The organism is Streptacidiphilus sp. EB103A (genome assembly GCF_041261405.1).
In the GTDB taxonomy this organism is placed as follows: Bacteria; Actinomycetota; Actinomycetes; order Streptomycetales; family Streptomycetaceae; genus Streptacidiphilus.
The window spans coordinates 176,486-200,108 of sequence record NZ_JBGCAQ010000007.1; the positions used below are offsets into that span (position 1 = coordinate 176,486).

The window sequence follows — 23,623 nt, forward strand, 5'->3', positions numbered from 1 at the left end:
CGGACCGACGGTCAGGGTGCCAGTACCGAGGTCGTCCAACGGGACTGCTCGGCTCCGAGGTTCGTGATGTGCGACTTCAGGAAGGCGGTCGGATCCCCATAGCCGGTCGGGTCGTTGGCGGCATTGGGATGCGTGCGGTCGGCGCCGCCGTCCTCCGGGTAGATCTTGGCGAGCGAGAGTCCGCTTATGTAGGTGTCCGAGAGCCCCACGAAGACCTTCACCCCGTCGCGGGTGTCCACGATTCGCCCGCCCGTCGTGGGGAACAGCGTCTGGTCGGCCGGGACTGCTCCGATCTCGGCCTCGTAGTTGTGTGCGGCCTTGACCGCGAGGTACAGGTAGGTGCCAGTCCACTTGCCGTTGACGGTGTCGTACTCCGCGCCCGCGCGGGCTACGGGGGCGTCGACCCCGGTCACGCGCAGCGGAACCGGCAGCGCCTTGTGCGCGAACACGACACCTCTCGCGATCCTGACGGTGTCCTGCATACCCAAGTCCCATGTCTCCAGTTCGGCCGTCTGTCCGGACGCGGAACGGAACAGGACCGCCGTGGCGCTCCGATAGGTGGCGCCGTTCGAATGCGTCCAGGTCTTCGCATACGCCGGATGGCCGTTGATCGACCCGATTGGCACCATGCCCGCGGGCCTGCCCGTCTTCGGGATGTCCGGCACGTCCCAGGGCTGCGTCGAGACCTGCGCGAAGGTCCAGTCACCCGCCTTCTCCCGCACCGTCGGAGTCGCCGCGGTGTACTGCCAACTCTGCGGGTCCACATTCCGGTCGTTCACATAGGAGACCGAGTTCAGTTGCGCAGGCAGCCAGCCGAAGGCCGTGTTGATGATCACCGGGTCAGCAGTCGCCCCGGCAGTCGTCGTCGCGGCCGGCGGCACCGGCCCGCTGGGCCGGGCGACGCCCGATTCATCCGGCACCAACGCCACCGCCAGGCAAGCGGCTCCGACAGTGGCTGCCACGGCAGACGCGACACGGCGGCCACGGGACTTCCGCAGCCTACGACGCCCCTGCGTGACCAGGCCGGCCACGTCGACTGCGTGCCCCTCGGGCAGCTCGTCGAGCACCGCGTGCAGATCATCGCGGAGCAGCTCGCTCAGATCACGCTCAACAGACACGGCGGATCTCCTTCCGGTTCTTCAGGGCGGATGCGTTGCCCAGTACCAGGCGCAGAGCGGTGAGCCCACGCGAGGTCTGGCTCTTGACGTTCCCCTCGGAGCAGCCCAGCAGCGAGGCGGTCTCGGCGACCGAGAGGTCGCAGTAGAAGCGCAGGACCAATGCCGCCCGTTGTCGGGGCGGGATCCTGCTGAGGGCGGACAGCAGGTCGAGCGAGCTGTCCATGTCACCCTCGGCGGCGTACGTATCCGGGCCGCGCTGCAGTGTCATCCGCCGCCACCAGGTGCTCTGCTGCTCCCGGAGGAACGTGTTGACCAGGATCGTGCGGACGTATCCGTCGAAGTTGTCCGCCCGCCTGGCCCTCCCCCAGTTGAGATAGAGCTTGAGCAGCGTCGACTGGGTGAGGTCGTCGGCCCGGTACGGGTCCTGGCAGAGCAGGTAGGCGATCCGGTGCAACCATCGACTTCTCATCTGTACGTAAACGGTGAACTCGGCATCACGTTCATGCGTCGCCACGCAGTGCCCCCTCGTCGGCTGAAAGGCGCGGACACCCGACTTGAGTCAGGCAACGGCCGACAAGGTTGCACGGTCGTGCTGATCAGTGAACAGCCTTGCCCGCCTCGGCAGATCGAAGCGGGCAAGGCCGTAGTGGGTTGACAGCGGGACGATCCCGCGTCTGCCTATGCGGTGGTGCAGGAAGCTCCATTGACCGTGAAGGCGGTCGGTGCGGAGTTGCTGCCGCTGTAGTTGAAGTTCGCACCGGCGGTGGCGCTGCCGCCGACCGCGAGGGATCCGTTCCAGCCGGCGTTGGTCACCGTGACGGTCTTGCCGTTCTGGGACCAAGTGCCGCTCCAGCCGGTGCCGCTGAGGGTCTGGCTGCCCGTGTAGGCGAAGCTGAGCTTCCAGCCGCTGAGTGCGCTGGTTCCGGTGTTGGTGACGGTGACCGAAGCGGTGAAGCCGCTGCCCCAGTCGTTGGTGGAGTACGCGACCTTGCAGGCGGCGCCGGCCGTCGTGCTCGTGGCGGTAGCCGTGGCGGTGGCCGTGGCGGAGGGCTTGGCCGTCGCAGTGGCGGAGGCTGAGGGTGTGGCCGAGGGCGTGGCCGAGGCCGAGGCGGTCGACGGGGCCAGCTTGAGCGTGGTGATCGAGTACGCCGGGAGGGTCTGCAGGGTCGCGGTGCCCTGGACCCTGGTGGTGAGCGTGGTTCCGTTCTTCAGGTAGGAGACGGTGGTGACGGCGCCCGAAGCCGGGGTGTATCCGGTGTAGTTGAGCGCGACGGTGGCTGCGGTGTCCGGGGACTTGTTGATCAGCATGACGTTGAGTCCACCGCCGACGGCCTTCACCGCGTGCACTCCGACCAGGGTGCTGGTCGAGGTCGACCTGACCATGGTGTCGCCCGGCGAGGTCAGCGCCGTCAGCGACCTCAGCCCGAAGTAGGTGGGGAAGGGCGTCTCATGGGCGGGTTCGCAGACGCCTCCCGAACCGCAGGAGCCGTTGGCCAGGACGCCCTCGTCCTTGTAGTCGGTCTGGCCGTCCACGGTGGCGACCGCCCCGGCGCCGTTGTGCAGGTCCCACCAGTCGACGGCGTTGATGCCCTGTTCCAGCCAGGTCATATAGGTGTCCGGCGCGTACAGCGCCGCAGCCTGGCTGGTGCGCGCGGGCGAGTTGAGCCCGTCGGTCTCGGTGACCGAGACCGCCACGGCCCTGCTGGTGTACTTGGCGATCAGGGCCTTGACGGTACTGGTGGCACCGGCGACCGCGGTCGGGGTCTGCAGCAGCGCGGCGGTGCTGCCAGCGGTCGGATACCAGTGCAGGGAGACGAAGTCGATGGAACTGCCGGCTATGGAGAGCACGGTGTTGTTCCAGTCGGCGCTGTCCCCGGAGGCGACGATCCCGTCCGGCCAGTTGCCCGGGGTGGTCAGCACCGCCCCGATCTTGACGGAGGGGTCGACGGCCTTCATGGCCTTGGCATACGCGACCACGGCCCTCGCATAGGCAGTCGGGCTCTTGTCGGCATGGGTGTCGTGCTCCCATGCGGACCCGTAGTGCCCGTTTCCGTACACCTCGTTCCCGATCTCCCAGTGCTTGACGCCGTAGCCCTTGGTGACGTTGGCGTAGCTCACCCAGGCGGCGGCCTCGGCGGCGGTGCCGGCCCCGTAGTCGGCGATGAGCATCGGGTCGGCGCCGACGCTCTTCGCGGTGGTCATGAAGTGGTCGAAGTCGGTGTTGGCCGCGACATATCCGCTGCCGTCAACGGTGTTGGTCTTCCAGTGATACATGTCCGAGTAACTGCCGCCGGGGTAGCGCAACTGCGTGACACCGGCGGCCTTCATCAGGGTGGCGGCGCTGCTGTCGGTCAGATACTGGTCGAAGACAGCGGTGTTGAGGCCGAAGGCGGTGGCGGGAACCGTACCCAGCGAGGTGCCGGCCACCACGGTGACCGTCGCGGTCGTCGCGGCGCTGGCGCTCAGCGCGAGCGGGATCGCAGCCAGCCCGGAGGCCACCATCAGCCCGCCCACACCGAGAGCGACCCGGCGGGTGACCTTGGAGCGACGGTGCACGGGCCGGGACACGGCCCCGGCCGATCGGCTGGAGCCGTACGGCAGGACTGCGGGATCGGGTTCGGATTCGTGGGAGGACAAGCGGAGTTCCTAAGCCTCGGGGCCCCGTCCCATGGGAGAACGAGGTCGCGTCACCTGCGTCCGGACGGATTCGGGCGCACGGCGCTGTCGACCTGTCAGTGGTCCGCAGTCCCGGAAAAGTTGCCCCGTGAGAACAGGAAGTCCTCAGAGCGGTTCGACGGCACTGACCGCGGGGCAGTATCCGTGCTCCGCGAGCCAGGACCGCGCCCGCCCGGCCTGCCGTTCACCGGCGAACAGGTAGTACCGGCGGCTCTGCTCCTCATCGCGGGCCAGGACGTCCTTGAACCGGCGGAATGCCCCCGGTCCTGCGATCGCCACCTCCAGCAGCTCGGCGAACCGGGCGTCGTCGAGCACGGCGATGAACTCCTCCATATCTCGGTAACCCTCCCGTGACCCCTGGCATACGACCGGCAACCACCGGTCGCCGTCCTCCTCATCAACCTCGTCCTCGTCGTCCTCCCACGAGTCGAGGCCGCCGTGTCGGCACTCCCCAGTGACCAGATCGACAGCGCCACCACCCCACGCAGGGTCGCCCTCCAGCAGATCCGACAGCTCCTCCAGATCCACCGGCAGCGGGTGCAGCAACGGTGCCGGAACGTGACCGAGAACGCCGCGCAACTGCTCCGCCAGCTCCTGGTCTCCTTCCCAGCCCCGCTGGTCCAGGGCCCGGGCGAACTCCTCGGCCAACTCAGCCGCACCAGCCACCTGATCAGCCGCGGCCCTGCCGACGGCGTCCCCCGCCAATTGCAGGACCTCCTCCAACTGACGCCCCGACAGCAGCGCGACCAGCACCGGCCCGTCATCGGCATACCGCGCACCCCGAAGCCGCCTCAGGCGCTCTTCACTCCACCACCTCGCCATGAACACCACGGTAGTACGCCGCCGCGCAGCCGGTGCATAGGCTTGTGTCGGCTTCGGAGAGGCGAGCATCGTCACCACGCCACCGGCCTCCCAGGTCGACCCTGGACAATGCGCCCATGCATATCCGAGCCGCACGCCAGAACGAGCTGTCGCTCCTGCAGGACATCGAGCGGGCCGCCGGTCAGTGCTTCCGCGACATCGGCATGCAGGAGATCGCCGACGACGAACCGCTTCCGCTGGGCGAGCTAGCCCGCTATCAACTCGCAGGACTGGCCTGGGTCGCGGTCAACGACGCCGACACCCCGGTCGCCTATCTGATCGCCGACCGCGTCGACGGCAACCTCCACATCGAGCAGGTCTCGGTGCACCCGGACAGTTCCCGACGCGGTATCGGCCGCACCCTGCTGGACCATCTTGCGGTCCAGTCCACGACCGAGGGAACGCCCGCCCTGACCCTCACGACCTTCACCGAAGTCCCGTGGAACGCCCCCTACTACGCGCGCTGCGGCTTCCAGCTCCTGGACGACCGCAGGCTCACCCCCGGACTGCGACAGATCCGCGAACGCGAAGCGGCACACGGCCTGGACCAATGGCCCCGCAGCTGCATGCGCCGGACGCTGGGAGAGCTCAGCGGAGCAGGTCGTCCGGATGGGAGCTGATGTGGTGAAGGTGGCGGCCAGCCGCGGTCATCGCGTGGAGCAGCCGGTGTCCCTCCGTGGCAGGCACCAGCCCCTTCACGGCGGCCAGCGCCATGAGGTCCATGGTCTCCAGGGTCCTGATGCCCTTCCGCCGGGAGTAGGTGCCGGCAGAGCGGTCGTCGGTGATCCACACGGAAGCACGGAACTCACGGAGCGATGTGATCAGGACGCAGGTCTGGGCCTCACCGAGGTGCTGAGTGGGGGCTCTCCGGTCGCCGTTGAAAACTGATCGCCGGACTCGCTCGACGGCCTGGCGCTCTGCCGCGTCGTCGATCTCGATCGGATCGCCCAGCCATCCGTCCGCAGGAAGCGTGCGCAGCAGCGGTAAGTGACGAGCCGACAGGAACGCTTCGTGGGCCACCGCCTCCGTCCAGCGGCCCTTCCCGTCGAGCACTTCCTCAAGCAGACGGAGACGGTCGACGGCGGCGAAGTTGCACAGGACGGTGTTGTCCGGGAACCACCAGGTGCTCATGGCTGGAAGACCATGTCCCCTTCGACGGTGGCGACATCGGTGGACGTGTCCTGCACCGGTGGCTCGAAGAGATCGAGAAGGTCCTCAACGTCCGTCTGGAGCAGTGCAGCGAGGGGACGAAGCGTGGTGTCGCCCTCGCGGTAGCCGGCGTAGAGCCCACCGGCCAGCCGCAGCGGAAAGCGTTCGCCCTCGGCCTTGGTCGCCTGCTGGAGGTAGTCGCGCATGGCCCCGGCCGCCGCGTAACAGTCGGCGGTCGTGAGGCGGCGCAGCCTGTCGCGGCTCGACTGGTCGATGAGGTCGAGAGCCTTCATCCGGGCGGCAAGGGCGCTCGGCGAAACCTGGAATCCGACGACCAGTCGGCCGAAGGCGTCATCCGTCCGGGCGGTGGCGCTCCACGCTGCACGCAGTTCGTCCTCCGGAAGGAGCAGGTTCGCCGCGAAGGCGTTGGCACGGATCTCACCTGCCTCGGCCTGGCGCCCCGGGGCGACCTCGGCCTCCAGCAGCAGGTCCTGGGCGTCGCGGGCCAGGATGTGGCCCAGCTCGTGCGCGATGGTGAAGCGCTGTCTGGTCCAGCGATCGGTGCGGTTGACCAGGATCAGCCGGAAGTGGTCGGCCTGCCAGGCCAGCCCGTCCACGCCGGAGGGCAGGCGGGTGACCGCGATGTCCACGCCGAAAGTGCGCTCCCAGGAGGCCAGCAGATCATCTGTCGACTGCTCGGCGATGGTCTCGGCGCCGACAGCTCTCAGTAGTCCACGAGCCGCTTCGGCGAGCGCCGCACCCTCGTCGGGGTCGCGAGGCATGCCTGTAGCGACCGAGGGAAGCTCGGGCAGCGCCGGGGTTCGCCCCAGAAGATCCAGGACGTCGTACGCGGCAGTGAAGCGGTCGGTCACCTCCTCGATGCCGTCGCGCCCCGGCACGGTCGACCTGCTGGTTCGCGCGGCAAGTACCGGCTGCAACGGCTCTCTGCCGGTGAGCAGCCAGTCGACAGTCACCTGGCCCGCTTCGGCGATCAGCGCAAGTTCGAGCGAGGTGAACCTACGTATTCCACCGAGGGATTTGGACAGCTTGTCGGGACTCAGGCCGACATGTTCAGCAAACGCAGCCTGGCTGAGAGAGGCTGCACGGATGACCGCGCGAACGCGGCCGGAGACAGTCTCGTCCATGACACCCAGCGTACCGTTCATTGCGAAAATCGCAACTCTCGGAGACTCGCGAACACGACTGAACTGTCACGGTTTCAGGTATTGGCCCCGGCCGGATTTTCCGGAAAACCCGGTGGCCGGCGTGGACCGGGGTTGGGAGGATGCCGGGCAATGGCCTCCCATCCGCACTCCTTCAACAACCTTCCGACCGATCCCATCGCCACCGCACGTGACGCCCTGAACGGCCTGGCCGTCGGTGACGCCTTCGGCGCCCAGTTCTTCGTCCCCGACAACCGTGCCGCCCTACGCGAGCGCCGACTGCCTGACGCGCCATGGCCGTGGACCGACGACACCGAGATGGCCTGCTCCATCCACCAACTCGTCATGCACCACGGCGCGGTGGACCAGGAGGAACTCGCGCGTTCCTTCGCCGAACGGCACGACTTCGACCGCGGCTACGGTCCCGCGATGAACCGCATGCTGCGCCTGGTCCGCCAGGGTGGCGACTGGCGCGAACTGTCCGCCGGGCTGTTCGACGGGCAGGGATCCTGGGGCAACGGGGCCGCGATGCGCGTCGCTCCCCTCGGCGCGCGCTACCCCGGCGACCCGGCCCGGGCAGCGGAGCAGGCGGCACTGTCCGCCGAGGTGACACACACCCACCCTGAAGCCGTCGCCGGAGCCGTCGCGGTCGCCGTCGCAGCCAGCCGCGCCGCGCACGGTCGCACCGAACCCGTGACCGGCACCGCCCTGCTCGACACCGTTCTGGACCTCACGCCGCCCGGCCGCGTCCGCGACGGAGTCGTCGAGGCCCGCAGGCTCCTGGACGAGCCCCACGTTGAGCTCGCCGCTCATACGCTCGGCAACGGACGCCAGGTCAGCGCCGTCGACACCGTCCCCATCACCCTGTGGTGCGCCGCCAGGAACCTGACCGACTACGAGACCGCCCTGTGGACCACCGCCTCGGCCGGCGGGGACGTCGACACCACCTGCGCGATCGTCGGCGGCATCGTCGCCTCCCGCGTCGGCACCGAGGGCATCCCCGCCGCCTGGCGGGACCGCACCGAGACGCTGCCCTCCTGGCTGTAGAGGGGCCGGCCCTCCCGGAGGCAGCGGGCCGCCAACCAGGCCGTCGAGGTCGCGGGCGGCTCCGTCGGTCATCCCCGGCGAGGCAGTAAGCGGCGATCCCGAGGCCGGTGAGCTGTCAGTGCTGGGTCCGCTACGTCCCTGCAGACTCGGAGACCGACCGCGCTGTCGTCCCCCGCGTGATCAGACAGGGCGCGAGGACGATCTCCCGGGGTTGGGTGCGGCCGTGATCGAGGCGCTCGACGCCGGCCGCGACGGCCTGCCGGGCCTGTTCCTCGGCATTCTGGCTGACCGTGGTCAGATCGAAGCAGGTCAGCCGGGAGAGGGTGTCGTCGTCGTAACCGGCGACGGACACAACGCCGGGGACGTCGACACCGGCCCGCCGAAAGGCGGTGAGGAGGCCGATGGCGCTCTGGTCGTTGTAGGCCGCGACAGCGGTCGGAAGGTCACCGGCGTCGAGAAGCTGCCGACCGGCCTTCTCGCCGCCCGGTTCGGTGCCGTCCCCGTGCAGGACCGAGATGTGCTCCCCGAGTCCGCGCCGGCGCATGGCGTTCCGGTAGCCGCGGCGCCGGTCGGTGGCGATGGCTCCCTTGCCGCCGTCGACATAGGCGATGGACCGGTGCCCGAGGCTCACCAGATGGTCGACGATCTGGCCCACCCCGGCGTCGTCGGCGGTGCGCACCACATCCAGGCCGGCCTTCGCGACCCGGCGACCCACGGAGATGACGGGCACCCTGCGATTGAGGTCGGCGAGAACGGAAGCGGGTGCCAGCGAGCCGAGCAGGATCAGGGCTTCGCTGCGGTTGGCGAGCAGTGTCTCGATCGCGGTGTGCTCGTCGCGGGTACGCGTCTGGGTACTCAGGACGAGGTCGTAGCCGACCTCCTCGGCGGCCGTGTGAAGGTGCTCCACCAGTTCGGCATGGAAGGGGCTGTGGATGTCGACCATGACTCCGAGAAGTCGGCTGCGCCTGCTGGCCAGCAGGCTCGCGGTGCGGTCGGGGCGGTATCCCAGCTCGGCGACGGCCTTCAGCACCCGTTGACGCGTGCGCTCGCTGGGGCCGGGCACATTGCGCAGCACCAGCGACACGGTCGCCGTCGACAGGCCCACCTGGGCGGCGACGTCCTCCAGTCGGGGACGTGGAGAGGCGCCGTTGTCGCCCGCGGGGGCGGGGGCGCTGAGCTCGTCCACGTGATCTCCCGATCTCAGGTCGGTTTCGGCCACGCACTTGACACATGCCCGCGACTGCGCCGATAGTACCAGCACTTAAAGCGCTTTAAGAAAACGGGTCGCCGACCCCATCAGTCCCCTCCGGGAGATCCGCGTGAAGATCGCACTCGACCCCTACATGATCCGCGACATCCCGCTGCTCGACCTGCCCGCAGCGGTGGCCGAGCTGGGCTACGAGTGGATCGAGCTCTCGCCGCGGGAGGACTTCATCCCGTTCTTCCGGCACCCCCGCGTGGATGACGGCACAGTGAAGAAGTTCCGCAGGGCGCTGGCGTCCGCGGGCGTCGGCGTCTCCTCGGTACTGCCGCTGTTCCGCTGGTCGGGGCCGGACGAGGACGCGCGGCAGGCCGCCGTACGGTACTGGAAGCGCGCCATCCGGATCGCCGCCGATCTCGGTGTGGACAGCATGATCTCCGAGTTCAACGGACGGCCCGAGGACCCCGAGCGGAGCGAAGCCCAGTTCTGGAAGTCCATGGACGAGCTCCTCCCGCTGTTCGAGCGGGAGGGCATCCACCTCGCGCTGGAACCGCACCCGGACGACTTCATCGAGAACGGCTACGACGCCGTCAACCTCATCCGCGGCATCAACCACCCCAACGTCAGCTTCCTCTACTGCGCTCCGCACACCTTCCACATCGGCGACGACGCCCCGGGCATCATCGACTACGCGGGCGACCTGCTCAGCCACGTCCATCTCGCCGACGCCTTCGACCACACGGCGTCCTCCGGCAACCGCTACATCCTCAACCCGCCCGGCACCGCGGCCCGGATCCACCAGCACCTGGACATCGGCCAGGGCGAGGTCGACTTCGACGAACTCTTCCGCGAGCTGAAGGCCCACGGCTTCGACGGCACGCTGACCGCATGCGTCTTCGCCTGGGAGGAGCGCGCGAAGGAGTCCTCGACCTTCATGCGGAAGAAGATCGACGAATACCTGGCAGCCAGGCCCTGACCGCCCATTCCCCGGCTCCGAGGTCGTCACCACTCGCCGGCCCGAGCCCGCCCAGCAGGTCGCCGCCGGGTTCGCCTTCCGCACCAACCGCTGCTCTCCCTTCCTCCGAAAGGCACAGCCATGACCACGTCCGGGAAGCCCATATCCGTCGCGGTGATCGGGGCCGGCATGGCCGGTCGCAGCCACGCCGCCGGCTACCGCAATGTCAACACCGTCTTCGGCGCCGGCCTGCCGCCCGTCCGACTGGCCGCGATCGCCGACGCCAACATCGCACTCGGCGAGGACGCGGCCCGCCGGTACGGGTACGAGAAGGCGCTCCCGAGCTGGGAGGCCGTGGTCGAGGACCCGACGATCGACGCCGTCAGCATCGTCGTCGGCAACAGCCTGCACCGCCCCATCGCGGAGGCGCTGGTCGCCGCGGGCAAGCACGTGCTGTGCGAGAAGCCGCTGGCCGGCTCGCTCCAAGACGCCCGCGCGATGGCCGAGTTGGAGCGCGGCGCCGACGTCGTGACCGCCGTCGGCTACACCTTCCGCCGCTCCCCCGCCATCGCCGCGATCCGCGACCATGTCCGGCGCGGCGAGCTGGGCGGCCTCACGCTGTTCAGCGGCCGGTACTGGTGCGACTACGCGACCGACCCGAACGGGCCGCTGAGCTGGCGCTTCAAGGGCCAGCCGGGCTCCGGCGCGCTCGGCGACATCGGCGCGCACGTGATCGACGCCGCGGAGTACATCGCCGGGCCCATCGCCGCGGTCTCCGGCGCGTCGCTGTCGACACAGGTCCCCAAGCGGCCCCTGCCGCTGGGCGCCGTCGTCGGGCACAACGCCGCCCCCGTGTCCGAGGAGTTCGGCGAGGTCGAGAACGAGGACACCGCGTCCTTCACCGCCCGCTTCGAGTCCGGCCTGGTGGGCACCTTCTCGGTGTCGCGCACCGCGTTCGGCCTGCCCAACGGGCTCGCCTTCGACGTCCTGGGACTGGGCGGCCGGGCCGCGTTCGACCAGCACCGGCCGGCCGAGTACCTCTTCGACGACTCCCAGCCGCAGGCCCGCACCCGGGGGGCACGACAGATCATCGCCGGTCCGCAGCTGCCGTACTTCGCGGGCGGCTACCCCATGGAGGCGCCCGGCGTGGGCGGCGGCAACGCCGAGATGTTCACCTTCCAGGCCCGGGCCTTCCTGGACCAGGTCGCCGGGGCCGCCGAGCCGCTGCCGGCCTGCGCCACGTTCGCCGACGCGCTGCGGACCATGGAGATCATCCAGGCCGTCGTCGCGTCCTCCCACAACGGCGGCGCCGCCGTCACGGTTCCCCCGACCGCCTGACCACCCGTACAAGAAGGACAAGGATCAGGACCCATGGCACTCAGACTCGGCGCCTACACCGCCTGCCTGCACGACCGCCCGCTCACCGAAGCCCTCGACATCCTCAAGGCCAACGGCCTGACCTCGGTGGAGGTCAACACCGGCGGCTTCATTCCCTCGCCGCACTGCCCGGTCGACCTGCTGCTGTCCTCGGCCACCGCCCGCGCGGAGTACCTGGCGACGTTCGCCGACCGCGGCATGGAACTCACCGGACTCAACTGCAACGGCAACCCGCTCAACCCGCTCCCCGGCGTCGGGCCCAAGCACGCCGACGACCTGCGCCGCACCATCCGCCTGGCCGGCCTGCTCGGCGTCAGGCACGTGGTCACCATGTCGGGCACCCCGGGGTCCGACCCCGACGCCAGGTACCCCTCCTGGGTCGTCAACCCCTGGGACGGCGTCTACATGGACGTCCTGGACTACCAGTGGGGCGTGGCCGTCGAGTTCTGGAAGGAGATCGACGCGCTGGCCCGGGAGAACGACGTCCGGGTCGCCATCGAGATGCACCCGCACAACGTGGTGTTCTCGCCGGTCACGCTCAAGCGGCTGGTCGACGGGACGGGCGCGACGAACATCGGCGCGGAGATGGACCCCTCCCACCTGATGTGGCAGGGAATGGATGTGGTCGCCTCCATCAAATGGCTCGGCCCGCTGGTCTTCCACGCCGCCGCCAAGGACGCGACGCTCTGCCCCGGCGCCGACATCCGCGGTGTCCTGGACACGTCGTTCACCCGGGTGCCCGCCGACGCGCCCGGCAAGGTGCCTACCGGCTACGGATTCTGGTGCAACAACTGGCCGGAGAACCCAGCTTGGAAGTTCGTCGCCGTCGGCCTCGGACACGACACCGCCTACTGGACCGAGTTCCTACGGGCACTCAAGGAGATCAACCCGGACATGGCCGTGAACATCGAGCACGAGGACGCCGCCTACTCCCAGACCGAAGGACTCGCCCTCGCCGCCAAGCACCTGCACACCGCCGCAGCCGCCCTCTGACCTGCCCCCGAGACCCTTTCCGTGATGCGTGAGCGTCACACGGAGCGCATCTCCCGGGCGCGAGACTGTGCAACCTTTCGCTGTGCTGTCGGCATCAGGGGGGTGGAACGGCACGGAGCAGCGGCACTGGAGGGGGTCCTATGGCGGAGCGCAGACGCGACGCCGAGTTCACCGAGTACGTCACGACCCGATCGGCCTGGCTGCGCAAGGTCGCCTACCTGCTGTGCGGCGACTGGCACCGGGCAGACGACCTGGTCCAGAGCGCTGTCACCAAGCTCTACATCCACTGGGGGCGCACCGGCGGCGTCGCGAACATCGACGGCTACGCCAGGACCGTCCTGGTCAACACCTTCCTGGCGGAGCAGCGGACCTCCTGGACCCGCAGGGTGCTGCTGCGCTCGGTGGCCGAGGACGCCGTCACCGAGTCGGCCGACGTGGACGGCAGCCTTGACCTGCGGGCAGCCCTGGCCGCGCTGCCGCCGCGGCAGCGAGCCACGGTGGTGCTGCGGTACTACTGCGACCTCTCCGTCGAACAGACCGCCGAAGTCCTCAACTGCTCACCGGGCAACGTCAAGAGCCAGACCTCGCGCGGGCTGGACGCACTGCGCCGCCAGCTTTTCGACGCCCGCCCCCTCTCCGCCCCCGCACCGGAAGGAGCACAGCCATGACCAGCAGCGACCTGGACAGATTCAGCAACCTGAGCGCCGACCTCGACACCCTGGCCGACAGTCCCGCCCCGGCCAGTACCCTCGACCTCGGCCTGGCCCTGCGCACCGGCCGCAGGCGGCTGCGGCGGCGCCGAGCGGTCCGCGCCGGCGCGGTCTGCTCACTGGCCCTTGCCGTGGGGTTCGGTGCGATCGCCCTTCCGGGCGAGGGGGTTCTGGGCGGCGGCGGCCGCGCGGTCGTGACACCGCAGGCGCCGGCGGCGGGCAGCGATCCGCTGGTGGTCCATGCCACCTTCGGCTGGCTCCCGGCCTCCATCGCCGGTGTCGGCTACAGCGCGGGCTATGAGGATCCTGTCGGGCCCACGGCCAACGCCACCGGCACCGGGACCAATGCCGAGCGCATCATCCTCACGCTCTACCCGGCCGGGGCAACCCCGCCGATCGGGACGGCGGCAGACGGTGGCAAGCAGTACCGCGTGGACACCCAACCGATCCAGGGCGGCAGTGCCTACTGGCTCACCAAGAACCGGGCCGACCCCACCAGCAACGACGACAGTTACCTCCGCTGGCGGACCCCCGGCGGCCGATGGGCCGAGATCCACGCCTATTACCAGCCCAAGGGCGCCGACCCGGCCAGCACACTGCGCAAGGTCGCCGAGAATGTGAAGGTCGCCGACTACGCGGTGCCCCTGCCGGTGCACATCAGCGCCCTGCCCAGGGACATGGTGCCCCATCAGATCGACCTCTTCCGCCCGGATCCCGGCGGCACTCTCCCCTGGACCGTGGAGATGCTCTACTCGGTCGGGGACCAGAACGTCAGCTTCTTCGCGGGACCCATGACCAGGACCGCGCCGGACAACGGCGAGGTGTGCACCACCTCCAAGGGTCTGCGGCTGTGCGCGTGGACCGACCCCGGGCAGTCCCTCCCTCCGTCTGTCGCCGCCCTCGGCGGCGCCAAGGGCCTGCTCGCCCGGATCGCCTCGCTGGGCATGGACGAGAAGAACTGGACCACCACCGTGGTCGACTGAGTGGCCTCGGCTCGGCGGATGGTGACGCTTCCGGCGCCGCACACTTGCTTCCAACCCCGCTCGCATCGAAGAGCCGGGCCGCGTACAGCGACGGCATGCGCATGGTGAGCCGAGCGGACGGAATATGACGCTATGTCGCATTACTCCTCATCCGCAAATCGGGCGGCGAGGTCGGTCCGTGTCCTACACCCTGGGTCCGGACAGGGCAGCAGCAACGATGAAGCTTCCCAGCCCTGGCCCACACATCGCGGCTAGGAGCAGCACAAACCCGAAGGCGCGATAGAGGACCCGCTGGCGCAGGCGTGGTTGGGGTGCCAGCCCCAGACGCATTTGAGCGTGCCTGGTGACCTTGACCGAGGAGCGATCGGGCCGTGACCATGCGCTCTCGATGGCCTGGCGTATCTGGGCGTCGATGCCATGTGACGATTCGTCCACCACCAGGCGTACGCCGTGCCCGTCGTGAAGGTGTAGTTCGTCGATGAAGCCGCCCGTGCGATTGATCGTCTCGAAGCGGCGAACCTTCGTCAGTCGGTCCAGGTCCAGCGTGCGCGTTCCGCTCAGCGTGCGGGCGGTCAGCGACCGCGCCCCTTCCTCGACGGTGAGATGGACTTTTCCAGCCCACCCGTACCAGGTCGGAAGCAACACCGCACCCGCAATGTATCCGGCCAGCATCGACAAGGGTACGTAGGACTGGTTCAGCGAGTGGGTCCGTATCAGCGCCACATCGATGATGACGGCTGCGACCCACAGACCCGACACGATCGTGATCCACCGACGCATGCGCCTAGCGCAGACCGACGGCGCCACCGGGGCAGGTGGCAACCGGCGTCGTCCCCTGCCCAACCGTCGACGCTCCCGCGCAAGCTGCCGGCTGATCCGCTCCCAAGACGTTCTCACGCCCGGAGGCTATCGCCAAGCGAGGGCGCGGTCAGCTCCGCGATCTTCTCCCGGGCCGCCTAGGCCTGCGGCCGTGAGGTACGTACAGGCTGCACTCCCCGAGCACATGGCCGAGCCGTTGCGCTGATCAGCGAGCCGGGAAGGAGTCCATGGCAAGGTCCCACTGGTCAGCTGCGTCAAGCAGGGTTGCAGCGTCCATCCGCACCTCGACGAAGTACTGGTAGATGTCCGCTCCACCGTCGCCCTGCTGCCATGGGGGTGCCGCCTCCAGAGAGAGGTGAACGCGGATCACGACCCCGCTGTCAGCCCGATCAGCAAGGCTCACGGCCAGGACCGGTTCCACGAACCATGTGTCCGGAGACAGGTAGCCCTCGGCGTCGGGTCCGGTCACCGCTACCGTCCCGGCGGCCACCGCCCGCAGCCATGCGGACACTTGACGGGCCTCATGGGTCAGCAGAGATGGATCGGCAAAGGACCAGCTGCCCTCGGAAGTGGTCACCTTGCCACCGATGACCAGCCAGTTGTCGTCGTAGGAGTCGCCTCGGACCGTGGCGAACTGATAGCGCAGCGGACAGAGCTCGACACTGCTCGCGTGATCACTCAGAAGCACTGCCACAGGATGCCACGACCCCGTTCGGTGAGTCAGGAGCCCGCGAACGACTGCCGGACGGCCTGCTCGGCCTTGTCCAGCCAGTCGGTGAACCCGCGGGCGAGGGTCATGGGCTTGCCCTTGGCGTCGGCGAGGGGTTCAATGTCCGCGCCGTCAGCCCGGGGGTCGGACCACATGGTGCCGCGATGGGAACCGCTGAGGACCAGCCAGTCGCGCTGGGCACAGCCGTGGTGGCAGATCACGATGGCGCCAGCAGTGCGCCCGGGGGAACATGACGGCTTCCCACCGTTCCTCCCACGCCTCGATGGCGGTGTCGAAGTCCTCCTCGAAGTCCTCCTCTTCGGGACGCTCGGCCAGTGGTCGGCCGAGGACCTCGGGAGCCGGCCCCTTGTCGGGGAACGGTTCGGCGAGCTTGGACAGATCGGCCAGGTCGGCGCCGTCTCCCTGCCAGCGCCAGCGATGGCCGACGCACGCGACGGCTTCCGTCCTCGCCCGAAATCCGGTGGTGCCCGGCCCCATGCCGGCGGATGCTGAGCCACGATGAATGACTCGTCGGACGGCTTCCGCTACGCCCAGCCCGCCACGCTGCAAGGGCAGCTCGAGCGCGGACGGGGCCTCGGCGCGCAGCGCGCCCCCCACGCCCCGGGCGCGGCCGAGCTGGTGTACTCGTGCGTGTTGACCGACAGCCGCTGGGACCGGCAGACCGAATACCGCGACTCCTATCTCACCCGGCTGATCCACCGTATGGACCTGCCGCTGGGCCCGATCGAGGACCACCTCCTCGGGCATCGCGGCAGCGACGCGGAAGAGATCGAACTGAGCCTGCAGGTCCTCGCCCTCCTCCCCTTCCTCGGCCGCCTCGACGCGGTCCCGGTACTGCGCCGCTACGCGGCGAGCGGTATCCACTGGGCGGCCGCGATCGAGGCGATCGAGTGGACTGGCTCCCTGAAACTCGCCGCCGTATGGGACGGCCTTGACCGGGACGTCCTGGCCGGCCACGACGATGCCGCCCTGGCTGCGGAGTTGGACAACGGCGAACCCTGGACGTCCTGGGCACGCACTCAGCCCCGGATCCGACGCCTACTCAGGGAGCGTGCCGCATCCCGACCCGTCCTGCCGGCGCGGGCGGGCCGCGCCGCAACGGACCACGCCGGCAGCAGCACCGCAGAGCTGTCGAAACGCGTGGCGGCGGGCCCCGGGCCCGAACGCAGACGCGCTCTGGAGGAACTCGGCCAGCGCGGCGACCCGATCGTGCTGGACCTCGCCGAGGACCCGAGCCTGCGCAACGCCGCCGCCTGGACACCGGGCCTGCCCCAGGCCCTCCATCACCTCCGCACCACCGCCGTCCCCCGCGCGCGCACCTGGATCGGACACCGGGACGACACCCTGGACCGGCTCGCACGCCGGGTCCTGTCCGAGTTCGGCGAACATGAAGACGCCCCGTACCTGCTGAACGCCCTCACCACCGCCACCGAAGGGGGCAACTGGTGTGCGGCCGAGGTACCCGCGCGAGGCCTCGGCCGCCTGCACGTCACCGCGGCAGCCGAACCGCTGATGCACCTGTGGGAAGCGACCGAGCACTCCTCCGCCAGGGAAGCAATTCTCGCCGGTCTCAGCGGCTGCGCCCCGGAAACGGCCGCGCTCTGCGCTATGGAAGGGCTCGACGACTGCGAACCCTCGGTTCAACGCACCGCACTCACCCTGCTCCCGAACACCCCGGCCGCCCGCACCCGTCTGATCCAACTGCGGGACGATCCACTGGCCCCCGAGGCCCGCGAATCCGCACAGGCAGCCCTGGGCCGGCCAGTGGATTCCGGGGGCGAACAATGACCGCGAACAAGCTGACCGCAGAAACGCCCGACGCCACCGTCCACGCGCTCATCGCACAGCACGTCACCGAGGATCGTCTACTACGACCTGCCCGGCAATACCGATGCCCACTTGGACCACGAGGACGGGCACAGGCGCAGAGTGGGCCGGTGGTCGCCGAGTTGGCGTGCGACACGGTGAGCTGGTGGCGCAGCGCGAGGATCTCGACGTCCCTCTCGTGGTCTCTCATCGAGAGCAGCCATAGAGCGGCGAAAACGTTGGTCACCGCGAGACAGGCGAGGCGCAGCAGCACAGTTGACGATCACGCCGTGCTGCCCTGCAACGCTCGCAGGACAGGTGACCTGCGCGGACGGGGTTCTCGGCACGCACGCCACTCAACGCGCGGATGGCGCGTCCATGCTCAGACGTTGAGCTTCGCCCAGCTACCGTCCTGAGGCAGGTGGATCCATCCTTCAACCACTGCGAAGCGGCGCTCGTCGTCGTTGAGCTGAGTGCCGAGGAACGGCGACAAATCATCACGCTGCCCCCGACCATCGCCAAGTTGAAGTCGGTGCGGCACCTGGTTCTCTACGGCAGCAACCTTGTCCGCATTCCGCCTGAGATAGGTGCCTTGGAGAGTCTGCAGGAGTTCAGCCCCCTACACCTCCCATCGGCTGCACTGGTTCCCCTACGAGCTGACCCGCTGCCAGAATCTGCAGCGCAGCACGGTCAGCACCCGCTCGGTGTACGGCAACTACAAACTGCGGCCCCAGTTCCCCCCGCTCCAGCCGTCACCCACTCCGACCGCAGATCTCAACCCCAATGACCTCGACCCCGGCCAATGGGGCGGAACAACGCTCGGCAACTGCAGTGTCTGCAACAACCCGCTACAGCTTTTCGAAATGCGCCAGGTCTGGATCTCCCTGCGCGTCGCCACCGACGTGCTGCCACTCCTCGTCAACGCCTGCTCACCAACGTGCGTCGAATCGCTGCCCCACCCGCCCAAGCACTACCTCCCCACACCCCATCACGGTGGCCCCGCCATCACCCAGCCGCCCGCCGGTCACCCACGGAGCTGACACCTGCTCACGTACCGCAGGCCGAGGAGCATGGTTGGTCACTGGGCACGGCTCGGTGACGAGAAGTGAGTTGGATCGGGTGAGGTACGCCAGTGCTGGTGTCGACCATGGTGACCTTCTCCGCCGCGGTGACACCGACGGCCTGCAGAAAGGTGACCTTTCCGTCCCGTCCGGGGTATCGATCGCCCCCAGTTGCGGGTCGATGAGCAGGGCATACACGGCCGGCCGTGACGGGTAATCCATCGAGGCACGGCAAACCGTTTGCAGACCGCGAGGCGGCTCTGTCAGGCTCCGCACATGACGAAGCGAATCGAGTCCTTCCCCCGCTGGTGAGCACGCCCAGCGAGCGCAGCGAGCTCACTCCCCGCGCCCGGCTACCGCTGCGCGAGCACGCGGCGCAGATGCTTGCCCTGAATCCCGAGGGCCCACTCCCCGATGGCGGCCGTCCCTACCCCGATGACCCGGACCCGCGCAGAGCCCCGGAGCGAGACGAACGGGCCGAACAGTCCGCCCGTCTCAGAGCCATGATCGATGACTTCCTGGCCGCCGCTGACACCTCACCGCGCGCCCTGAATGCTCTCCAGGAGCGGCTGCGGGAATCGGCCTGCCGCGAAGGCGATATCGGCCAGGTTCTCGAATCACTCTCCGTCCAGGCACCGGACAGGACGCGAGAACTCGCCCTTTCTGTCCTCCGAGCAGCCACTGAGCGTCGGGCCGTGTGGCTGGCGCTGGGACTGCTCAAGACCACGGGCCTGCGCCAGGATGCCGAAGAGATCCGAACCCTTGGAGTGCTGGCCTGCTTCGCCACCAGCACCGTGACCACGCTGGCAGCAATCGAGGGGTCCACCGCCGACCTCATCTGGCTGGCCGAACGCATCCATCCCCGACACCGCGCCAAGGTCATCATCGCCCTGTGCCGGCGATCCGACCCTCCTGCCCGCTCCTGGCTCCTGCGCGCGCCCCTCGCGGAGCACTTCACCGCAGCCTCCACCGCCCGGGAGATCGCCGAGGCCGTCGACCTGCCCGCAGCCTTGGCCGCGGCCCGAAATACAGGAGAGGAAGGCGTCGCGGACCAAGCGCTGCGCCTGCTGGCGCTTGTCGCTGGGGGCGGCGACTACCGGGACCAGCTCTCGCGCTATCCGGCCGCGCGCGCCGCGTACGGCGCACTGGCCGAACACCGGTCCGGGCTCACCGCGTCGCTCGAAAACTGCGCCCTGCTCCATGCCCTTATCATCGAGCTGGACAGCGGCCACAGCCGCCTGCTCGACTGGGTCCCTGGCGAGCGGGAGCAGATCCGTAAGAAGTTCAGCAGCCTCCTCCAGCAGGCAGACTGGCGCGCCCCGGTCGCCCAAGCCCGGGCAGCCGCCGACCAACGCGATCGCTGGAGAGCGGAGTGGATCGACCGCATGGCCAAGCAGACACCAGACACCACGATCGCAGCACCCCAGCATTTCGCCGTTGTGATCGCCTCCCCTGATCCGGCGCGCCCAGGCGGCGCCGAGACGCGCATCCTGGTCGACGGCCTGCCGGTGATTGCCAAAGCCTTCGACCGCGGCGGCGCCCACAGTCCCGACGTCCTGCTGGAACGCAAACAACTCCGCGCGTCCGCCCAACCCCGGGAGGTGCAACTCGCTGAAGCCGACTGTACCGAGGGCTGCTGCGGAGCCTTGTACGTGACCATCGTCCGCGAGAGTGACACCGTCCGTTGGTACGGCTGGCGCACCCCCGATGATTCCTCCGACCGATCCTCCACACCCGGGCTCACAGACCTTCGGTTCGACGCAGTGCAGTACGACGCGGAGCTGGCTCGCGCCGAAAGTGACAGCAGTTGGGAATGGACCGGACAGACCACAGCGCGCCTGCTACGACAACACCTCCGCGAGCGCCCCGACATGCTCGCCCGCTGGAACTGCTCGCTGAACTGGGTCACCACCCACCACCACGCGCGTGATCAAGTCGAGCTCTCCTTCAGCTATGCCGAGCGGCCGTACAACGCCGCCGGCATGCCCTGGCTGCAGTTCATCTGGAGCATCCCCGACGACGGCACACCGTCCGAACGCCAGGCCGAGGCCGCATGGCAGCGCCTGGCCGAAGCCGATCCGACGACCTACGCCAGGGTTGCCGGCGGCAGCCAGGCCTCCGCGGAGGCTCTCGGCTTCCCCTGGCCCCCACGCGACCGGCCGAGCTGAGCCAGCGCTGCGGATCGGGTGATTCCGGGGCAACGGGCCGCGATTGGGAACAGTCGTCCAGGAACACATGAGGAACGGCCGGTCCTGGGAACCGTCGCAGTCGGACAACGGCCGTGGCTGTCACTGTCAGGCCTGACCCGTAGCATCTGGGCCATCGCTGCTTCGGGGAGGGCTCCGCAGGATTTTCTGGCGACTTCGTACTGGCGCGCAGCGCTCGTCCGCTGCTGGAGTCGACGCTGTTCGAGACGGGTTGCGCCGAAGGCCACGCCGAGTGTCTGACCGGGTGCTGGCCGCGCCCGGGCGGATGGCAGACGGTTCAAGTCCACCACGGTCTTCGCGGCCTACGGTTACCCGTCGGTGGGTGGCACGGATCAGCACAGAGACGAGAGTCGCTAGGTCCAGGGCACCGGCTGGGTCGTCCGCGTAGCGAGTTGTCTGCAGCAGCCCCACTTCGTCCAGGCGTACTCCCTCCGTTTCCAGGATGTGAGTGAGGACCAACAGTGCCAGGCGGGCGTTGCCGTCTGGGTAGGGGTGGAAGAAGGCGATGTCGAGATACGCCCTGGCCGCGCGGGCGGGCAGCGGGACCGAGGGGTCGGCGCTCTGGCGCAGGCAGGCGGCGAAGTCCCGCCAGGTGTGCGGCGTCAGCCCGTAACGCTCCCGGCCGCCCTTGGCAAAGGCGTCGCCCCGACGCAGGCGCACGTCGGGTATGCCGAGGACCAGCTTCTGCCACTCGTCGAGCAGGGCCGGAGTGAGAGGTTCTCCCAGCGAGGCTGCGGCGCGGGAGAGGGTCATCGCGGCGAGCAGCCGGTCGGCGCGGTCCGGATCACGGTGGCGGACCGGTCCGTTGAACCAGGCGGCGAGTCCGTCGACGGCCGGCCGCACCGACACCGGGGTCGCCGTCGCCGAGGACCAGTCGACCTGCTCCCGGATCCGGCACCACAGGGCCAGCGCGTCATCGCTCACGGTAGAACCCGCGACCGGTCAGGCGGACCGCCAAGTCCACTCCCACCGCGTCGACCAGGGTCGGGGCGGGCTCGGCCCAGCTCTTGAAGCGGCCGCCGATCGCGGCTTCCACCGCCTTCTCCGCCTCGTCCGGCCCCAGGCCGGTGGAGGACAGGAACCAGGTCAGCGTCGTATCGCAGAGCCCGTACCAGGCCGATTCGGCGTGGGTGCGGTCCACGACCGTGGTGACCAGGCGGGTCACCGCGCGCTCCAAGTGCCAGCTGCGGTCCTCGGCATCCACACCGGGAAACGGGGCAAGCTGCTCGAACCGCTCGGCCACGTCCTCCAGCCAGTCACGCCACTCCAGTAGCGAGGCCACGACCCGCGCGGCGGTCTCCTCCGCTTCTCCGACCGAATGCGCGTCGCAGCACCAGGCGGCCACAGGTCCACCGTTATGGGTCGACCAGAGCCAGCCGCAGGCCCAGCGACCGTAGCGCGACGCCAAGAGTGCGGTCACCTCGCGCATGAAGCGGAAATTCTCAATCCGATCGGCATCGGCAGGAGGTGTCATCGGGGCGACCAACGCCGTGAGCCGGGCCTCCTCATCGTCATCCCATTCGAAGGCGTTCCGACGAGGGTCAGTATCGGACCACGGCAGCGACCAGGCTCGAAGTTCTTGGTGGATGGACGTGGTGTACCCCCGGAGCCGGACGTGGCAGAACAACTGACTGATGATGCCGCCGGATTCGAGGCATGTCACCTGAATTTTCCGGACGGCCGAACTGCGTATCGCGTAAAACCGCAGCTCAGCGCAGATGCAACGGCGCTCCAGCATCACAGGATCGCCCCACCAGACCCCCACCTCGACCCCACACCAGACCCGACAAAGCGAAAGGCGGCCCACCCGTGAAGGGTGGACCGCCTTGTCCCGCTTGCCACTTGGGCGATGTGCGCCGCCAGGGACTCGAACCCCGGACCCGCTGATTAAGAGTCAGCTGCTCTAACCAACTGAGCTAGCGGCGCTTAGTGCCTGCGGCGTTCGCTTGCGCTGTTGCCTGGGCACGACAGAAATACTACCTGACCTGCGAGGGTGGTTCTGACCATCGGCGGGCCAACGGCCGGCCAACGGGGACGCGGGGTCAGCCGCCGGAGGGCTGGGCGCTGCGGGCGGCGCGGGCGGCTGCGTGGGCGGCGGAGGCGATGGGGTCGAGGCGGGTGAGGTCGGCGAGGCGGCTGCGGGCGGTGCTGTTGGCGACCCGGCCGGGGTAGAGGCGGCCGGTGAGCTCGGCGGCGTGGGCGAGGGCGGCGAGCTGCAGCGAGCGGGCCGGGGCGTTGGCGTTGTCGACGGCGTCGGCGACCAGGGCCCTGCGCGCGGCGACGGCGCCGGGGTCGGTCACCGTGTACTGGTCGACCCGGATGAGGCCGAGCAGCTTGCGGCTGCGGTGGTCCACCAGCCCAGCGTTGACCAGCACCTCCAGGTACAGCTTGGACCGGCCCCGCCCCATCCGGTTCAGGCAGGTGCGCAGCCGCGCCCCGCGCGGAGGTGCGGCCGGCCCCGCGAGCGCTGCGGCCGCCGCGTCCAGGCCGGGGTGGCCCAGTGGTGCGCCGCGCAGCAGCACCAGGCGGCCGTTCTCCAGCACCGCCGCCTGCGCGGCGATCAGCTCCGCGAGGGCTGCTCCGCCCAGCGCGAAGCGGAACTGGCCGGGCAGGCGGAGCCGCCCGGTGCCGGGGTCGGCGCAGAGCAGCAGCAGGTCCTCCGGAAGGCTGGTGGTGCGCCATTCGTCCATGGCGGCTCCCTCCCCCGCCCCGGCAGTACGGAAACAGGGACGGGATCAGGGACGGGAACAGAGGCGGTGGGATGCGG

The 23,623-nt window shown here is 69.2% G+C and carries 22 protein-coding genes and 1 tRNA gene; 9 read left to right on the top strand and 14 right to left on the bottom strand.

Going from position 1 to position 23,623, the window contains the following annotated elements; genetic code table 11:
- Positions 1-11 precede the first annotated feature (11 nt).
- From ABH941_RS13690 to ABH941_RS13705, 4 genes are all read right to left on the bottom strand, one after another.
- Positions 12-1,118 carry a hypothetical protein gene (locus tag ABH941_RS13690; protein ID WP_370129292.1) on the bottom strand — a complete coding sequence of 369 codons (1,107 nt, stop codon included), beginning with the start codon at positions 1,116-1,118 and terminating at the stop codon, positions 12-14.
- A complete protein-coding gene (locus ABH941_RS13695) occupies positions 1,108-1,632 on the bottom strand; it encodes a SigE family RNA polymerase sigma factor (RefSeq protein ID WP_370129293.1) in 525 nt (174 codons plus the stop codon). The genes ABH941_RS13690 and ABH941_RS13695 overlap by 11 nt, the downstream gene beginning before the upstream one ends.
- A 164-nt stretch (positions 1,633-1,796) precedes the next feature.
- Positions 1,797-3,755, bottom strand: a complete 1,959-nt coding sequence (locus ABH941_RS13700; protein WP_370129294.1) for a cellulose binding domain-containing protein — start codon at positions 3,753-3,755, stop codon at positions 1,797-1,799.
- A 144-nt stretch (positions 3,756-3,899) separates the two neighbouring features.
- Entirely contained in the window at positions 3,900-4,685 is a 786-nt protein-coding gene (locus ABH941_RS13705) for a hypothetical protein (RefSeq protein WP_370129488.1), read from the bottom strand.
- Between the two features lie 47 nt (positions 4,686-4,732).
- Between ABH941_RS13705 and ABH941_RS13710 the strand changes: the two genes are divergently transcribed.
- The gene (locus tag ABH941_RS13710; RefSeq protein WP_370129295.1) at positions 4,733-5,275 is read left to right on the top strand and encodes a GNAT family N-acetyltransferase; all 543 of its coding nucleotides are present in this window, start codon (positions 4,733-4,735) and stop codon (positions 5,273-5,275) included.
- Here the strand turns inward: ABH941_RS13710 and ABH941_RS13715 are convergent.
- Positions 5,244-5,786 carry a hypothetical protein gene (locus ABH941_RS13715; protein ID WP_370129296.1) on the bottom strand — a complete coding sequence of 181 codons (543 nt, stop codon included), beginning with the start codon at positions 5,784-5,786 and terminating at the stop codon, positions 5,244-5,246. The genes ABH941_RS13710 and ABH941_RS13715 overlap by 32 nt on opposite strands.
- Positions 5,783-6,949 (bottom strand): helix-turn-helix domain-containing protein, encoded by a 1,167-nt coding sequence (locus ABH941_RS13720; protein ID WP_370129297.1) that lies wholly within the window; start codon positions 6,947-6,949, stop codon positions 5,783-5,785. Before ABH941_RS13720 ends, ABH941_RS13715 begins: the two co-directional genes overlap by 4 nt.
- A 150-nt stretch (positions 6,950-7,099) precedes the next feature.
- On the opposite strand from ABH941_RS13720, the gene ABH941_RS13725 reads away from it, so the two are divergent.
- Positions 7,100-8,014: an ADP-ribosylglycohydrolase family protein gene (locus ABH941_RS13725; protein WP_370129298.1), complete on the top strand. Its 915-nt coding sequence runs from the start codon at positions 7,100-7,102 to the stop codon at positions 8,012-8,014.
- A 130-nt stretch (positions 8,015-8,144) separates the two neighbouring features.
- Here the strand turns inward: ABH941_RS13725 and ABH941_RS13730 are convergent, their stop codons facing one another.
- The gene (locus ABH941_RS13730) at positions 8,145-9,200 is read right to left on the bottom strand and encodes a LacI family DNA-binding transcriptional regulator (RefSeq protein WP_370129299.1); all 1,056 of its coding nucleotides are present in this window, start codon (positions 9,198-9,200) and stop codon (positions 8,145-8,147) included.
- 133 nt (positions 9,201-9,333) lie between these two features.
- Here ABH941_RS13730 and ABH941_RS13735 point away from each other — a divergent pair, with 133 nt between their 5' ends.
- From ABH941_RS13735 to ABH941_RS13755, 5 genes are all read left to right on the top strand, one after another.
- Complete coding sequence (locus ABH941_RS13735; protein ID WP_370129300.1) at positions 9,334-10,191, top strand: sugar phosphate isomerase/epimerase family protein; 858 nt, start codon at positions 9,334-9,336, stop codon at positions 10,189-10,191.
- Positions 10,192-10,311: 120 nt separating this feature from the next.
- Entirely contained in the window at positions 10,312-11,508 is a 1,197-nt protein-coding gene (locus ABH941_RS13740) for a Gfo/Idh/MocA family protein (protein WP_370129301.1), read from the top strand.
- 33 nt (positions 11,509-11,541) lie between these two features.
- Positions 11,542-12,540, top strand: a complete 999-nt coding sequence (locus ABH941_RS13745) for a sugar phosphate isomerase/epimerase family protein (RefSeq protein WP_370129302.1) — start codon at positions 11,542-11,544, stop codon at positions 12,538-12,540.
- Between the two features lie 140 nt (positions 12,541-12,680).
- Complete coding sequence (locus ABH941_RS13750) at positions 12,681-13,208, top strand: SigE family RNA polymerase sigma factor (protein WP_370129303.1); 528 nt, start codon at positions 12,681-12,683, stop codon at positions 13,206-13,208.
- Positions 13,205-14,233 carry a hypothetical protein gene (locus ABH941_RS13755; RefSeq protein ID WP_370129304.1) on the top strand — a complete coding sequence of 343 codons (1,029 nt, stop codon included), beginning with the start codon at positions 13,205-13,207 and terminating at the stop codon, positions 14,231-14,233. Before ABH941_RS13750 ends, ABH941_RS13755 begins: the two co-directional genes overlap by 4 nt.
- A 183-nt stretch (positions 14,234-14,416) precedes the next feature.
- Here ABH941_RS13755 and ABH941_RS13760 read toward each other — a convergent pair whose 3' ends face one another.
- From ABH941_RS13760 to ABH941_RS13770, 3 genes are all read right to left on the bottom strand, one after another.
- On the bottom strand, positions 14,417-15,013 hold the full coding sequence (locus ABH941_RS13760) for a hypothetical protein (protein WP_370129305.1): 597 nt from the start codon (positions 15,011-15,013) through the stop codon (positions 14,417-14,419).
- Between the two features lie 244 nt (positions 15,014-15,257).
- Positions 15,258-15,740 (bottom strand): hypothetical protein, encoded by a 483-nt coding sequence (locus ABH941_RS13765; protein WP_370129306.1) that lies wholly within the window; start codon positions 15,738-15,740, stop codon positions 15,258-15,260.
- 32 nt (positions 15,741-15,772) lie between these two features.
- On the bottom strand, positions 15,773-15,982 hold the full coding sequence (locus ABH941_RS13770) for a hypothetical protein (RefSeq protein ID WP_370129307.1): 210 nt from the start codon (positions 15,980-15,982) through the stop codon (positions 15,773-15,775).
- A gap of 298 nt (positions 15,983-16,280) precedes the next feature.
- On the opposite strand from ABH941_RS13770, the gene ABH941_RS13775 reads away from it, so the two are divergent.
- The gene (locus ABH941_RS13775; RefSeq protein ID WP_370129309.1) at positions 16,281-17,570 is read left to right on the top strand and encodes a HEAT repeat domain-containing protein; all 1,290 of its coding nucleotides are present in this window, start codon (positions 16,281-16,283) and stop codon (positions 17,568-17,570) included.
- Between the two features lie 1,582 nt (positions 17,571-19,152).
- Positions 19,153-20,817, top strand: a complete 1,665-nt coding sequence (locus tag ABH941_RS13780) for a hypothetical protein (protein ID WP_370129310.1) — start codon at positions 19,153-19,155, stop codon at positions 20,815-20,817.
- Between the two features lie 126 nt (positions 20,818-20,943).
- On the opposite strand, the gene ABH941_RS13785 is transcribed toward ABH941_RS13780, so the two are convergent.
- The 4 genes from ABH941_RS13785 to ABH941_RS13800 all read right to left on the bottom strand — a co-directional run bounded on the left by ABH941_RS13785 (position 20,944) and on the right by ABH941_RS13800 (position 23,546).
- Positions 20,944-21,780 carry a hypothetical protein gene (locus ABH941_RS13785; protein ID WP_370129311.1) on the bottom strand — a complete coding sequence of 279 codons (837 nt, stop codon included), beginning with the start codon at positions 21,778-21,780 and terminating at the stop codon, positions 20,944-20,946.
- Entirely contained in the window at positions 21,770-22,663 is an 894-nt protein-coding gene (locus ABH941_RS13790; protein ID WP_370129312.1) for a hypothetical protein, read from the bottom strand. The genes ABH941_RS13785 and ABH941_RS13790 overlap by 11 nt, the downstream gene beginning before the upstream one ends.
- A 45-nt stretch (positions 22,664-22,708) precedes the next feature.
- Positions 22,709-22,782 (bottom strand) — tRNA-Lys (locus tag ABH941_RS13795).
- Between the two features lie 116 nt (positions 22,783-22,898).
- Positions 22,899-23,546 (bottom strand): GPP34 family phosphoprotein, encoded by a 648-nt coding sequence (locus ABH941_RS13800; RefSeq protein WP_370129313.1) that lies wholly within the window; start codon positions 23,544-23,546, stop codon positions 22,899-22,901.
- Positions 23,547-23,623: the final 77 nt, after the last annotated feature.

Excerpts from the sequence above, each read along its gene's own strand:
- ABH941_RS13740 (WP_370129301.1), top strand. The coding sequence starts at position 10,312 with ATGACCACGTCCGGGAAGCCCATATCCGTCGCGGTGATCGGGGCCGGC.
- ABH941_RS13715 (WP_370129296.1), bottom strand. The coding sequence starts at position 5,786 with ATGAGCACCTGGTGGTTCCCGGACAACACCGTCCTGTGCAACTTCGCC.
- ABH941_RS13755 (WP_370129304.1), top strand. The coding sequence starts at position 13,205 with ATGACCAGCAGCGACCTGGACAGATTCAGCAACCTGAGCGCCGACCTC.
- ABH941_RS13720 (WP_370129297.1), bottom strand. The coding sequence starts at position 6,949 with ATGGACGAGACTGTCTCCGGCCGCGTTCGCGCGGTCATCCGTGCAGCC.
- ABH941_RS13745 (WP_370129302.1), top strand. The coding sequence starts at position 11,542 with ATGGCACTCAGACTCGGCGCCTACACCGCCTGCCTGCACGACCGCCCG.
- ABH941_RS13780 (WP_370129310.1), top strand. The coding sequence starts at position 19,153 with ATGATCGATGACTTCCTGGCCGCCGCTGACACCTCACCGCGCGCCCTG.
- ABH941_RS13725 (WP_370129298.1), top strand. The coding sequence starts at position 7,100 with ATGGCCTCCCATCCGCACTCCTTCAACAACCTTCCGACCGATCCCATC.
- ABH941_RS13705 (WP_370129488.1), bottom strand. The coding sequence starts at position 4,685 with ATGCTCGCCTCTCCGAAGCCGACACAAGCCTATGCACCGGCTGCGCGG.
- ABH941_RS13760 (WP_370129305.1), bottom strand. The coding sequence starts at position 15,013 with ATGCGTCGGTGGATCACGATCGTGTCGGGTCTGTGGGTCGCAGCCGTC.
- ABH941_RS13750 (WP_370129303.1), top strand. The coding sequence starts at position 12,681 with ATGGCGGAGCGCAGACGCGACGCCGAGTTCACCGAGTACGTCACGACC.
- ABH941_RS13800 (WP_370129313.1), bottom strand. The coding sequence starts at position 23,546 with ATGGACGAATGGCGCACCACCAGCCTTCCGGAGGACCTGCTGCTGCTC.
- ABH941_RS13710 (WP_370129295.1), top strand. The coding sequence starts at position 4,733 with ATGCATATCCGAGCCGCACGCCAGAACGAGCTGTCGCTCCTGCAGGAC.
- ABH941_RS13775 (WP_370129309.1), top strand. The coding sequence starts at position 16,281 with ATGAATGACTCGTCGGACGGCTTCCGCTACGCCCAGCCCGCCACGCTG.